The 13,151-nt window shown below is 35.8% G+C and carries 16 protein-coding genes; all 16 read left to right on the top strand.

From position 1 onward, the window contains the following. Positions 1–171 precede the first annotated feature (171 nt). The 16 genes from AADY36_RS20405 (at position 172) to AADY36_RS20330 (ending at position 13,131) form a co-directional block, all read left to right on the top strand. Positions 172–1,092: a hypothetical protein gene (locus AADY36_RS20405; protein ID WP_342409609.1), complete on the top strand. Its 921-nt coding sequence runs from the start codon at positions 172–174 to the stop codon at positions 1,090–1,092. A gap of 343 nt (positions 1,093–1,435) precedes the next feature. After that, a complete protein-coding gene (locus AADY36_RS20400; protein WP_054562455.1) occupies positions 1,436–1,774 on the top strand; it encodes a hypothetical protein in 339 nt (112 codons plus the stop codon). Positions 1,775–2,387: 613 nt separating this feature from the next. Continuing rightward, positions 2,388–2,741, top strand: coding sequence for a hypothetical protein (locus AADY36_RS20395; RefSeq protein ID WP_342409608.1), 354 nt, complete (start codon positions 2,388–2,390; stop codon positions 2,739–2,741). A gap of 376 nt (positions 2,742–3,117) precedes the next feature. Continuing rightward, the gene (locus tag AADY36_RS20390) at positions 3,118–3,621 is read left to right on the top strand and encodes a hypothetical protein (RefSeq protein WP_342409607.1); all 504 of its coding nucleotides are present in this window, start codon (positions 3,118–3,120) and stop codon (positions 3,619–3,621) included. Positions 3,622–3,964: 343 nt separating this feature from the next. Then, positions 3,965–4,210, top strand: coding sequence for a hypothetical protein (locus tag AADY36_RS20385; RefSeq protein ID WP_055021112.1), 246 nt, complete (start codon positions 3,965–3,967; stop codon positions 4,208–4,210). After that, positions 4,207–5,046 carry a hypothetical protein gene (locus AADY36_RS20380; RefSeq protein WP_342409606.1) on the top strand — a complete coding sequence of 280 codons (840 nt, stop codon included), beginning with the start codon at positions 4,207–4,209 and terminating at the stop codon, positions 5,044–5,046. Before AADY36_RS20385 ends, AADY36_RS20380 begins: the two co-directional genes overlap by 4 nt. 70 nt (positions 5,047–5,116) lie before the next feature. Then, positions 5,117–5,614: a CC0125/CC1285 family lipoprotein gene (locus AADY36_RS20375; protein WP_342409605.1), complete on the top strand. Its 498-nt coding sequence runs from the start codon at positions 5,117–5,119 to the stop codon at positions 5,612–5,614. 27 nt (positions 5,615–5,641) lie between these two features. Then, a complete protein-coding gene (locus AADY36_RS20370; RefSeq protein ID WP_342409604.1) occupies positions 5,642–5,803 on the top strand; it encodes a hypothetical protein in 162 nt (53 codons plus the stop codon). 207 nt (positions 5,804–6,010) lie between these two features. After that, positions 6,011–6,493, top strand: coding sequence for a hypothetical protein (locus AADY36_RS20365; RefSeq protein ID WP_055198792.1), 483 nt, complete (start codon positions 6,011–6,013; stop codon positions 6,491–6,493). A gap of 505 nt (positions 6,494–6,998) precedes the next feature. Continuing rightward, positions 6,999–7,286, top strand: coding sequence for a hypothetical protein (locus AADY36_RS20360; RefSeq protein ID WP_150114719.1), 288 nt, complete (start codon positions 6,999–7,001; stop codon positions 7,284–7,286). Positions 7,287–7,733: 447 nt separating this feature from the next. Next, positions 7,734–8,237, top strand: a complete 504-nt coding sequence (locus tag AADY36_RS20355) for a hypothetical protein (protein WP_342409603.1) — start codon at positions 7,734–7,736, stop codon at positions 8,235–8,237. Between the two features lie 105 nt (positions 8,238–8,342). Further along, positions 8,343–8,507: a hypothetical protein gene (locus AADY36_RS20350; RefSeq protein WP_160316767.1), complete on the top strand. Its 165-nt coding sequence runs from the start codon at positions 8,343–8,345 to the stop codon at positions 8,505–8,507. An 83-nt stretch (positions 8,508–8,590) separates the two neighbouring features. Continuing rightward, a complete protein-coding gene (locus AADY36_RS20345; protein WP_342409602.1) occupies positions 8,591–9,511 on the top strand; it encodes a hypothetical protein in 921 nt (306 codons plus the stop codon). Positions 9,512–9,868: 357 nt separating this feature from the next. After that, the gene (locus tag AADY36_RS20340) at positions 9,869–10,372 is read left to right on the top strand and encodes a hypothetical protein (protein WP_342409601.1); all 504 of its coding nucleotides are present in this window, start codon (positions 9,869–9,871) and stop codon (positions 10,370–10,372) included. Between the two features lie 873 nt (positions 10,373–11,245). Further along, a complete protein-coding gene (locus AADY36_RS20335) occupies positions 11,246–11,440 on the top strand; it encodes a (2Fe-2S)-binding protein (RefSeq protein WP_105181791.1) in 195 nt (64 codons plus the stop codon). Between the two features lie 158 nt (positions 11,441–11,598). Further along, the gene (locus tag AADY36_RS20330; protein ID WP_342409600.1) at positions 11,599–13,131 is read left to right on the top strand and encodes a phospholipase D family protein; all 1,533 of its coding nucleotides are present in this window, start codon (positions 11,599–11,601) and stop codon (positions 13,129–13,131) included. The last annotated feature ends 20 nt before the right edge of the window (positions 13,132–13,151 follow it).

Genomic DNA, 13,151 nt, shown 5'->3' with positions numbered 1-13,151 from the left:
AAAGCGATAGCAAGCCGAAAATTTGCGCTATTTGTCGAGCAAGGAAAATAATTGGGAGATTATTTTCAATTACACTATTCTCGTGTTAGTAAGATTGTTGCAAAAGTAAAGACCTGACCCCTAGATGCTTGCTGACACTGCTACAATCTCAATGACTCCAGCAGGTAAATAATGGACAAAATATTAGAAAAATTTTTACGAAAGCGTAAGCTGGCGATAAAAAATCCTGAAAAGTATAGAAAGGTTTATATAAATAATACAAAAGAGCTTAATTTTTATATTGAGCAAGGAAAAACGAAAAACGGTGTTCCTATAAATGAAAAATTACCATTTTTTAACTGGGAGGTATTAAATACGGAACTGTTAATTCCATGTGATTATTATGAGATGGATGCACAAGCTAGTTTTGTAGATGATAATTTACTAGATTTAGGTAAATTAAATATATGTTTAAGTTATGGATATTACATGCTTACAATACAAAGCTATAAGTTCAAGCGCTTTAGATATCGCTTTAGTCGTGAACCTTTAAGGTTGGTATCACCAACATCGGTATTTCAGCTAAGTATTGCAGTGATATTGAATAATAATGAATATGCTCGCCAAATTTATACGTTATTTCAAGCAGGTTACATGAAGCTCTGGGTGAATAGATCAAAAAGTCATATTGGTGATTTTATTATCTTGCTGTTTGATAGGGCCAAAGGTGACAATAACCTAAAACCGATCGTAGATGATTTTGCTTACCAATCTATTATAGATAACTGGGATAGTACAGACTTAACAAAAGTTACCTCTTATCTAAATCAGTTATGTGACGATCAAGTCGCTCAGGTTGCATCACCACCGAGTAAGATGTTTTTTGAGTTCGATAATATGAACTGGCAATTTACACCTTATGCTGCACTTATGCTGCTAACGCTAAGAGCACAACATGGCCTTGAAAACCCTGGTTTTGAGCACCCTGGTTTTGGGAATGTTACTTCTTTACTATTAACGCAGCCTGTAGCCCCTGAAAAAGATGACCTGCTTGAACAGCTTGTAGTCAAATTACATGAGCAAGGCTTTGATGAAAAAGCGTTACTAGCATAGCATCTAAAAAGTGTCACTAAAATGGTCAGGTCTTTCTTTTTGCCTTTTAGCTAGTCCAATGTCATATATAAGCAATGTTTAATAAAAGTCATCAAAATGCTGAGCATTTTGTGATGGGCAAGCACAAACTCCAGAATGGATTTAAATCGGCAAAGTGTTACTTCAATTTGACAAATCTAAAGTGATAGCAAGGCTAAAGTGCGCGCTATTTGTTGAGTAAAGAAAAGAGTTGGGTGATTATTTTCAATTACACTATTCGCGTGAAAGTAAGATAGTGGCAAAAGGAAAGACCTGACCCCGTGGTTCGCACTTGCATAATTAATAAAGGAATATAGGTAATTCAATGGAGCAATCTTCAAATAACAAAGCGTTAGCTTGCTTTATTTTGTATGGTGCACCCCTTGTACTTTTAGCTAAACATGGCTGGCAATTAGGTATTTTGATGTGCTTATTGTTTCTGGGGAGCTATAGCCTTTTGCCCCACATTAAAAATATTCGTAGTAATGTCAGAACATTAGATAAGCATGTTTTTGTATCGTATATTGTTGTAATTGCTTTATTTGCAGCAGTTGATATGTTTTCTAAACCTCATTACTGGAAAACTATTATCATTTTGATACTTGGGTTTCTTTCATTAGTACAATTGAAAAAGTTGCAACAATATTTTTTAGAAATGGGATGAATATGCATACTAAGAGGGGTTAGTCTTACAGTTTTACAAATTTTGATGAGCAAGTTACTTTTTATTTATTAGTGACAGTCAGGGCCTAAAACTTACTCTAGGTTTAAAGCACTATTTTCATATAAACCAATAGGGTCAGGTCTTTCTTTTTGCCTTTTAGCTAGTCGAATGTCATATATAAGCAATGTTTAATAAAAGTCATCAAAATGCTGAGCATTTTGTGATGGGAAAGCACAAACTCCAGAATGGATTTAAATCGGCAAAGTGTTACCCCTATTTGGAAAATCTAAAGCAACATCAAGGCGTAAGTTAGCGGTAATTGTCGAGCAAAGAAAAGAATTGGATGATTATTTCAATTACACTATTCAAGCGTGAGTCTGGTAGTGGCAAAAAGCAAGACCTGACCCCATGATCACGTAATATCACAGAGCGGTAGAGATTGGTATATACAGTGTTTATGCATATCAGACTACCCAAAAAGTTACTTATCAATATCAATAAAACAGCAATAGTGGAAGGTGTTCTTGTACTATATATATTCAGGAGATGGTAAATGTTAAGGTTCCTTTTTCTTTGTTTTTTATTTTTTAGTTTTAGTTTACAAAGCAAAGTAGTGTTCACTAATATATATTCTTTGCTAGGAAGCTCTGACAAATATTTAAATAAGGAAGTCAATTTTTCTGGCTATCTTGTGAAGAATACTGGTGGGATTTATGAGTTATATCCCTCAAAGTCAGATAGTGAATTTTTTCTCAAAGATAGATATTTAGATGTCATCACCTTCAATGATGGAGTCAATTTACTTGATGCTTGCGTGCAAAGCTATGTGTTTATAGAAGCTAGATTTACTTTTCATAAAGATAATTCTGAAAGACGAGTCTTAGATAAGGTCTCTTTTGTTCAAAAATATGATGAAAACGAAAAGTACACTAAGTTTAGTCCTTGCTATATAAAAAATAAAAAGTAAGCGTTGAGAGCTAGAATCAAACAGGGTCAGGTCTTTCTTTTTGCCTTTTAGCTAGTCCAATGTTGTTTATAAGCAATGGTTTAATAAAAGTTATCAACGTTTTGGGCATTTTACGATGGGCAATCACAAGCTCCAGAATGGATTGAAATCGAGAAAGTGTTACCCCTATTTGGAAAATCTAAAGCAACATCAAGGCGTAAGTTAGCTGTAATTGTCGAGCAAAGAAAAGAGTTGGGTGATTATTTTCAATTACACTATTCAAAATTGAGTCGGGTAGTGGCAAAAAGCAAGACCTGATCCCTATGGTTCTTATATGAATTTTATAAAGTTAGTATTCTATATCATAATGTCAAAGCGAGCCTTTATAGTTATAGGTATGACTATTGGGACTATTATTTATTTTTTTACAGGAAGTTATGTATATTCAATAAGTGGTGGTCTTTTGTTGTACATATTTTTTTATTGGAATTTTTTTGGTCCTGTAAGCCTTGCTGTTAAAAGAAGTATTGTAAGGTTAAAGAAAAGGGAACTTGCTATTGATACCTATAGTATATTTTTTTCGAATGAAGTGAAAGACTTTGGTATTTTGAAAGAAAATTGGTTTCATGGTTATGGTTATATTGACCATTTTACACGTCTTTATAAGACTCAAGTGGTAGAAAAAGGTATTGCATTTTACCCGATGACTATTCCTTATTTCCATGTATATATTATACCTTGGAGCACTATTAAAACCGTTGGTCAAAACAGGGATTTCTGTGTAGAGAGTAAAGTAAACCCTGAAGAAACTCTTGAAATCAGATTTAAAGGTAATGAAAGAATTTTTTTACCAATAAGTTCAGATATGCTTAAGGTGATAAATGAAAGTTTAAGTAAATAAACAGTATTGGCGCCTCGGCCTTCTTTCTCAATAAAAAGCTATCAAATGCGCTGTTAATCCCAGTAGAACTGCACATTTGCTAACAGCAGACTGTGCAATTTATGTCGGTGCTACTACCTAGTGCCGCTGGCTCAAATAGCTAGCTCTGCTGTTTTTAAGTGACACAGTTTACTTGATTTGTATGAACACGGTACTTGTTTCAGTTGCCCTTAATGAAGTGTATTTACGTGGCGGGTGTTTGTTATTAATTAAATGAATCGAGACAGAATTTGTTGTTTGAGTGTTTTTAAGCTCGTTGGTAGAGTCGGTTGAAATAAAAGGTTTATGAGCTCACGATTTCTGAATGGAAAATGAAGTTTTAAAATCGATTAATACCAATGGTGCTAGTTGGTATAACCGCACAACAGACCATATTGATGATTTAGCACGAAGAAGCATTAAAGGTAGCAGCGGAAATGAAGTTCCATTAGCTAACAGAACTTTAGACGTTCGGGTACAACCCGGGGGCCTTGCTGCTACAGGAATACTTAAAGAGTACGCAAGTGATGCAGGTATCAAAATAGTGATTAAGGAGTACACAGGTCAATGAGTTTATATTTAAATATCAACTTTTTGCCCCAGAGCTTTCCCAAAGCGTTAGCGCTTTGGGAGTTGGCTGATTTAAGCAACGGCCTCATTCAGCATGAGCAGTTAACTAAGTTAGTTAATATCAACAAAGGCACAACCATAAAAGTTGAAAACTTTATTAAAAGCAAAGCAAAAGATATAAAAAAATCTGATATTTTTTCAATTACGCATCCGAGCCCAGATATAAATATACAGGGAACGCATTATATAAAATTTGGACACCTTTCAGATTGGCGCATAGATCAGTTAATCATCAAGGGCTTTGATAACTTAATTCGAGCCCGCGACACTTGGTGGAAGCCATTGTTAAATCATCCTAATTTCTTAATGGCGCGTTTGATGGATCAAGATTATAACACGAAACAAAATGATGATTCAGTATGGGGTTATGAGTTAAGCGGTTGGTCTCATGAACATTTACCTAAAATAGGTAATGGGCTGCCACCGCCATTAGATGAAACAATTATTGATACCCGAGTAAACCCAGGTCATTGGCGATTTAAACACGGTTATATAGAAGGGGTAGCCGCGCAAATGTGGCTAGGGGATGCATTTTTTAAAGCGGTTAATCTTGAAAAGTCTGCTTTAAACGGTGTGCCTTGGTTAGAAGTGAATGAATTAGCTAATGGCGTAGTGCATTTAAAGGCGTATGACACAGAGTTCAATAGTGATCAAGGTGAACAACGAGAGCTACAAATTAAGTTACGTAAACTGTTATTTAGTCACTCAACCTATACAGATGATGCTGATTTTACATTGCTGCAAGAGTTTAACCCTGTTAGTGGCATACAAGAGTGATTTATTTAACGTTTTGTATACGTCGGGATATGTGACCAAAGTTAGGAAACTAAGGGGCAGTATTTAGTATATGATACGATTATTTCATTGCTTAACCCTTGGTTTAGTGATTCATTCTAGCTTGCTTTTAACAGGCTGTAATACAGTTTCATATCAACCTGATGGCCTTCGTGGTGGTTATAGCGATAAAGTGTTGGCTAATGGTGAGTACCGCGTTACGTACCAAGGCAATGGCGATATAAGTTCAACTCAAGCCCTTGATTTTGCAATGTTGCGAGCAAGCGTAATTGCCATGAGTAATCAAGCGGAATTTGCTATTGCTAACGAGATACTGCTTACAATAGAAACTGTAAAAATAGACTTAAATTTACCTTACATTTATAAACCCACGGCGAGGTTAACTTTATCGCTCAAGAATGATGAAGATTTAGCTGCTGTTTTAGTTTCATGTGATTTCATTGCGTATTATGTAACGATAAAAAACCAGAGTCGTGACTTTGCCTTTAAACCGAGTGAGTGTATCTCGAGGTTAAAGACTAAATATAAATTATCAGATAAATATATTTAAGTTTAAGAAGTTTTTAACTTGTAAATAGTGGTTTTAATAGAAAAGGATATTTTAATAAAAAATTTATTATTATGTTTAGCGCTTTTATTAACTGTATGCTCAGTAGAAGCAAAAATAAATAAAGCGGATAGTGATGGTTTAATAGATGCTTTTTGTCATAATGATTTAAGTTTTAAAAATAAAGAATAATGGTAAGTAGCTTTTATCTATCAAAAGAGGTCGAGCTACATTTTCCTTCTAAATTATAATACCCACTTCAGTTCAGTCTTTAATTTAGGTAAAAAAAGAAAGACCTGAACCCATTTTGTGTTCGTTCGATATCGGCTCGGGGAAAAGAAACGAGCATGGTTCATACGGCAATTTCGGCCCATAGATTAGCCATAGGAGATTTAGTTAATGTATGAACTTTATTTTCAGTCCGATTTTATGGGAACCAAAATTGGTTTTTACTTAACACTTGTTTGTTCTGTTCTACTAATATTGTGCTGCCCGAAGATAAAATACTGGTACGAAAATAAACTACAGTTTGAAAAGAAAGTTAACTTCTGGTTTGGCTTCTTATTTGTATTTGGCTTTTTTGTAATGCAGTCACTGTCATTTTATGGCCTAGTATTAAAATCTAATGGCATAGATTCTGGAAATTATTCTACAGTTGAAGGAGCTATTGAAGATATTCAAATTGTTGAAAGAAATAGTAGAGAAGAGGCTTTTACTGTTGATGGAGTACGCTTTAAGTACAATGATTACGGAACAGAAAACACCTTTTTTGCGAATAGAAAGCATGATTCAGATACAATCCAAGAGGGGCGAGTTGTAAAAATTGCTTACCTTAGAGAAGGAAATGAAAACCTGATTTTTGAGTTGAGCGTAAGAAAGTAAATGTTAGCAAGGATGTGCTCTTTTTAACTCAAGAAAACAACTGCTGGAGGCGTTCTATCAGATCTCCAAGGGGGCAAATTTGAACATAGTTTTATCACTGCTGCTATTAGAAAGGTATTGTGAAAATTCAAACCAATGCAACGTATGGGCGTGTAATAATCCAAGCAATTGCTGGGGGACTGTGGATGTGACCACAACAAACCAAACTCAATATAGTGAAGATTTGTATTAGTATGAGTTTGAGGTTTTTTAAAGATGGAACCTTAATCAACGATAATTTAATTGATTATTCTACTGAAATTAACTACGAGTCACAAACAGTGATTGGTAGCAAGTCCCACTTTCGGGTATTGAGTGGTTTTGGGAATAAAGGGGTCATATGCGAAGTATAATTTTTTTGGTATCGATAATCCTAAATTTTGTATTAATTTATATAGCTTATGGTTATAACCATGATGAGAATGGGGTTTTTATTCTAGCTAATCCTTATGAAAGAAAGTGTCTAATGGACTGGAAATCTAAAGACCCAAACGTTTCTTATATCAAAGAACATAAAGTGAGCGGTCCTGAGCCTTTTAAGGAAAGTGTCATATTGGAGTTTGGAGGCTACCCTTCAAATGTATCTTTCGAATATGAGTTTTCCTCTTGTTTTAGTGATAGTTTTACTTGGGTAAAATCACTAGAAGAGTTAGATGTTACGGTGGAAATCTTCAAGTCTCAGTCAAAAAGTGTTGGATTCTATAAACCTATGGATTCAGATAGAATACTTGTTTATGGAGATCATGATCACTAAGGGGCCTCAATAGACTTTTAATCTAGAAAAATAGTTGCAATGGGTTAATTTAGCACTTTCTGATTTTGTGTAACTTCCTTTGCTGAAATGAACAGTCTAAACAAATTTGAAGGTTATTTTAAAACCAATAGGGTCAGGTCTTTCTTTTTGCCTTTTAGCTAGTCGAATGTCATATATAAGCAATGTTTAATAGAAGTTCTCAACGTGTAGGGCATTTTGTGATGGGAAAGCACAAACTCCAAAATGGATTTAAATCGACAAAATGTTACTCCAATTTGGCAAATCTAAAGCAACATCAAGGCGTAAGTTAGCGGTAATTGTCGAGCAAAGAAAAGAGTTGGGTGATTATTTTCAATTACGCTATTCGCGTGTAAGTAAGATGGTGGCAAAAAGCAAGACCTGTCCCCATGGTTGAGCGAAATACTTACACTGGACGAGGGAAGACATATGAAATTCCATTACGCTAAAAAAACGTTAACATTATGCCTAGTGTTGCTATCGTTTGCTTCCTTTGCAAATCCTTTAACGACGAACCTCACATGTACTCCAAAAGAAAGCAAGGTTCCATTGATTGTTAAGTTGGATAAATCATTAACAGCAAAATCAAAAGAGTATGTTTTCCACTATCAGAATAACTTTTCTGGTTGGGTATTTGAATCATATCTGTTCATTGGAGAGGTTAATGGTGACTACGTTATTGTCAGTGCAGGAAGTGAACTAGCGGAAAAGGCGACCTCTATTGCAAAGGCTGAATACGCTCGGTTACGGAATAATGTGATAAAAAGTACAAGCCATAAAATTAGTAGTCCGATTACAGAGAACCAAGAATTCTGCCAGTATTTCGATATCGATGGTAAAAAAAGAGTTGTCTTAGATGAAGAGAATTCAGACCCTATGTTGAGGAAGCTAAGAAAAGAGCTTGATGCACTTATCATTTATCGTAAAGAATGAGAAAAAATAGGGCCGCGTCTTGCCTTTTTCCTATTTATTGCGGAACAAAAAGCTTTTAGTTCGCAGCCAATCCCAGTAGAACTGCGCACTTGCTAGCAGCAGGTCGTGCAATTTATGTCGGTGCTGCTAATGGGGAAAGCACAAGCTCAAGAATGGCTTTATATCGATAAAATGTTACTCCTATTTGGAAAATCTAAAGCAACATCAAACCTTAAGTTTGCGCTATTTGTCGAGCAAGGAAAAGAGTTAGGTGAAGCTATTCGCGTGTAAGTAAGATAGTGGTAAAAAGCAAGACCTGACCCCTAGATGCTTGCTGACACTGCTACAATCTCAATGACTCCAGCAGGTAAATAATGGACAAAATATTAGAAAAATTTTTACGAAAGCGTAAGCTGGCGATAAAAAATCCTGAAAAGTATAGAAAGGTTTATATAAATAATACAAAAGAGCTTAATTTTTATATTGAGCAAGGAGAAACGAAAAGAGGTATACCTAGCAATGATAAATTGCCTTTCTTTAACTGGGAGATATTAAATACAGAGTTGTCAATTCCATGTGATTATTATGAGATGGATGCACAAGCTAGTTTTGTAGATGATAACTTACTTGATTTAGGTAAGTTAAGCATATGCTTAACTTATGGATATCACCTGCTTATGATAGAAAACTATAACCTAAAACACTTCACACATCGCTTTAGTCGTGAACCTTTAAGTTTGGTATCACCAACATCTGTATTTCAGCTAAGTATTGCAGTGATATTGCATAATAATGAATATGCTCGCCAAATTTATACGTTATTTCAAGCAGGTTACATGAAGCACTGGGTGAATAGATCAAAAAGTCACATTGGTGATTTTATTATCTTGCTGTTTGATAAGGTAAAAGATGGCAATACCCTAAAACCGATCGTAGATGACTTTGCTTACCAAGCTATTTTAGATAACTGGGATAGCACTGACTTAACAAAAGTAACCGCTTATCTAAATCAGTTATGTGATGATCAAGTCGCTCAGGTTGCATCACCACCGAGTAAGATGTTTTTTGAGTTCGATAATATGAACTGGCAATTTACACCTTATGCTGCACTTATGCTGCTAACGCTAAGAGCACAACATGGCCTTGAGAATCCTGATTTTGAGCACCCTGGTTTTGGGAATGTGACTTCTTTACTACTAACACAGCCTGTAGCCCCTGAAAAAGATGACGTGCTTGAACAGCTTGTAGTCAAATTACATGAGCAGGGCTTTGATGAAAAAGCGTTACTAGCGTAGCATCTAAAAACTGTCACTAAAATGGTCAGGTCTTTCTTTTTGCCTATTAGCTAGTCCAATATTGTATATAAGCATTAGTTTAATAGAAGTTCTCAACGTGTAGGGCATTTTACGATGGGCAAGCACAAGTTCCAAAATGGATTTAAATCGATAAAATGTTACTTCAATTTGACAAATCTAAAGTGCGCGCTATTTGTCGAGCAAGAAAAAAGTTGGGTGATTATTTTCAATTACACTATTCAAAATTGAGTCGGGTAGTGGCAAAAAGCAAGACCTGATCCCTATGGTTCTTATATGAATTTTATAAAGTTAGTATTCTATATCATAATGTCAAAGCGAGCCTTTATAGTTATAGGTATGACTATTGGGACTATTATTTATTTTTTTACAGGAAGTTATGTATATTCAATAAGTGGTGGTCTTTTGTTGTACATATTTTTTTATTGGAATTTTTTTGGTCCTGTAAGCCTTGCTGTTAAAAGAAGTATTGTAAGGTTAAAGAAAAGGGATCTTGCTATTGATACCTATAGTATATTTTTTTCGAATGAAGTGAAAGACTTTGGTATTTTGAAAGAAAATTGGTTTCATGGTTATGGTTATATTGACCATTTTACACGTCTTTATAAGACTCAAGTGGTAGAAAAAGGTATTGCATTTTACCCGATGACTATTCCTTATTTCTATGTATATATTATACCTTGGAGCACTATTAAAACCGTTGGTCAAAACAGGGATTTCTGTGTAGAGAGTAAAGTAAACCCTGAAGAAACTCTTGAAATCAGATTTAAAGGTAATGAAAGAATTTTTTTACCAATAAGTTCAGATATGCTTAAGGTGATAAATGAAAGTTTAAGTAAATAAACAGTATTGGCGCCTCGGCCTTCTTTCTCAATAAAAAGCTATCAAATGCGCTGTTAATCCCAGTAGAACTGCACATTTGCTAACAGCAGACTGTGCAATTTATGTCGGTGCTACTACCTAGTGCCGCTGGCTCAAATAGCTAGCTCTGCTGTTTTTAAGTGACACAGTTTACTTGATTTGTATGAACACGGTACTTGTTTCAGTTGCCCTTAATGAAGTGTATTTACGTGGCGGGTGTTTGTTATTAATTAAATGAATCGAGACAGAATTTGTTGTTTGAGTGTTTTTAAGCTCGTTGGTAGAGTCGGTTGAAATAAAAGGTTTATGAGCTCACGATTTCTGAATGACAAATGAAGTTATAAAAACGATTCATCCCATCAAAAGAATTAGCTACCAGCCCAATTTTAATTGCTTGATCACATAGCTCTTTATACAAACCAAGCGTTGGCTGTAGGGGTAAACAGTTGCCAGATATTAATCTCATAGGGAGGCTAAAGTCCGTTAAAAGACTATAGGATCAGGTCTCTCTTTTTGTCTTTTGCTTAAAAAAGTTAAAACCAGATATGTTCCTGACGATTACGAGTTTTTAAAGTGTTGGCTTCTTTGTTTTTACATCGCCTAATGCTCTGTATTTGAGCCATCCTCTCTTTTTCTTTCAACTGCAACACTAACTACCCCTCAAAAAAGTTAAAAATTTTTTCTTTAGCCGCCTTTAACTAACTGCCCAAATCATAAGGGAAAATTTTTAGCTGTGTGCCATTTAGGAAGTTTTGGTATAAAAGTTATGCAAATATTGCCTATAACACTATTGCGAACTATTACCGTTTAGATTAATATGCTGACCATCAAGAGAAATGAGAGTGGTTTGCATTCATGTATATCTGTTTATGTCATGGTGTGACTGATAAAAAAATCGAACAAACAATTGATGATGGCGCTATGACGATGCGTGAGTTATCAAAAGAACTGCAAGTGGGTAGCCAGTGCGGCAAGTGTTGTGGTTGTTGTAAAAAAATTCTAAATCGCAAGCTGATCGAAATTGCAGATATCACTGAGCAAGTAGCTTAATTACTTGCTCTTAAGCATGTTTGCTTAACTATTTTTCATTCGTTTAATTCTTCTAATTAATCCCCATACTTACGAGTTTTTATTTGCTTTTAACCCCTTCATTTATTAGGGTTATAACAAAGCAGATACGTGTATCACACGGTCATTGGTAGGAAGCCATGATAATAGACTCTTTAAAATCACCTTTTTGTGCAGTACTCATTTTAATCACCGCGGGTTGTGCGCAGTTACCTTCACGAGAGTCAATTCAACCAAGCTATGCCATTGCAGCGGATACACCCAGTACCATAGGAGATGCAGTGGGTAATAATCATCCTGGGTTATCAGGGTTTTATCCTTTAGCAGATGGGGTCGATGCCTTTGTAGCTAGGTTAGCACTCATTGATTCTGCAGAGCACACCATTGATGTGCAGTACTATTTATACCATAGACAGCAAACCACCATTTTATTTACGGCCTTTTTATTAAAAGCCGCAGATAGGGGAGTAAGAGTTCGCTTGTTGCTTGATGACTTATCGCAAGCCGACAGTGAACTTGATTTAGCCTCTCTGTCTGTTCACCCTAATATTGAAGTCCGATTATTTAATCCATTTCCTAACCGTCGTTTTAGAGCGCTTGGTTTTGTTACCAACTTTAGCCAGCTTTCAAGACGTATGCATAACAAGAGTTTTATTGTTGATAATCGGATTTTTATCACCGGTGGGCGCAACATAGGTAATGCGTATTTCTCGGCTGAAGATCATTCTGAATTTATTGATTTAGATGTTATGAGTGTTGGTGAAATTGTTCCAAATGCATCAAAAGCATTTGATTTATATTGGAATCATCAGCTGTCTTACCCTGTTGAAGACTTGCACGGTGAACGTGATGAGCAATCACTTATTGATATCACTAACACCTTATCGACCTATGTTGAGCAAAATCAGCAGAGTAATTACGTTGAGCAGTTACGCGAAAGCGCCTTTGTAAAACGCTTGTTGCACGATGAAATAGAATTCGATTGGCAAAAGTCTGTGTTGTTTTATGATCACCCCGATAAGGTGATGAACGACGTCAGTGAAAAATCGGCCAATATGTCGCCAATGTTGTTTAAAGAAATGGGCGAGCCGAAACAAAAAGCAATTATTGTGTCGCCGTATTTTATTCCTCGTGAGCAGGGCGTTAAATTACTAACCAATTGGGCAAAGCAGGGCGTTGATGTCACTGTACTGACTAATTCTTTAGCTGCTACCGATGTATCTGCGGTGCATGCTGGTTATAAAAAGTACCGAGAAGATCTTATAAAGGGTGGGGTTAAGCTATGGGAGTTAAAACCCAGTGACTTAATGGCCATTAAGCGCAAAGCAGGGCGTAAAGTAACCGGGTCATCACAAGCAAGTTTACACGCAAAAACCATGACCTTTGATGATGAAAAGATTTTTGTGGGCACCATGAACCTCGACCCTCGCTCGCTTGATTTAAATACCGAGATGGGCGTATTAATCGAAAGCGAAAAGCTTAGCCGCTTTTTGGCCCATTGGGTTGATACGCAAATGCCTGAATATGCCTGGAAAGTTGAGCTCAAAGATAATGACTTAGTTTGGCTCGATACCGTGAGTAATGAGCAGTTTGATGAAGAACCACAAACGTCTTCGTGGCGACGCTTTCAAGTGTGGTTTATTTCGTTATTCCCTATCGAAGATGAGCTATAAGCCATTCCTTCAGTATTTAT

Source organism: Pseudoalteromonas sp. D15MCD-2, assembly GCF_038562745.1.
Lineage (GTDB): Bacteria > Pseudomonadota > Gammaproteobacteria > Enterobacterales > Alteromonadaceae > Pseudoalteromonas.
The sequence above is the reverse complement of the archived record's forward strand: the minus strand, read 5'-3'. Positions and strand labels throughout refer to the sequence as shown.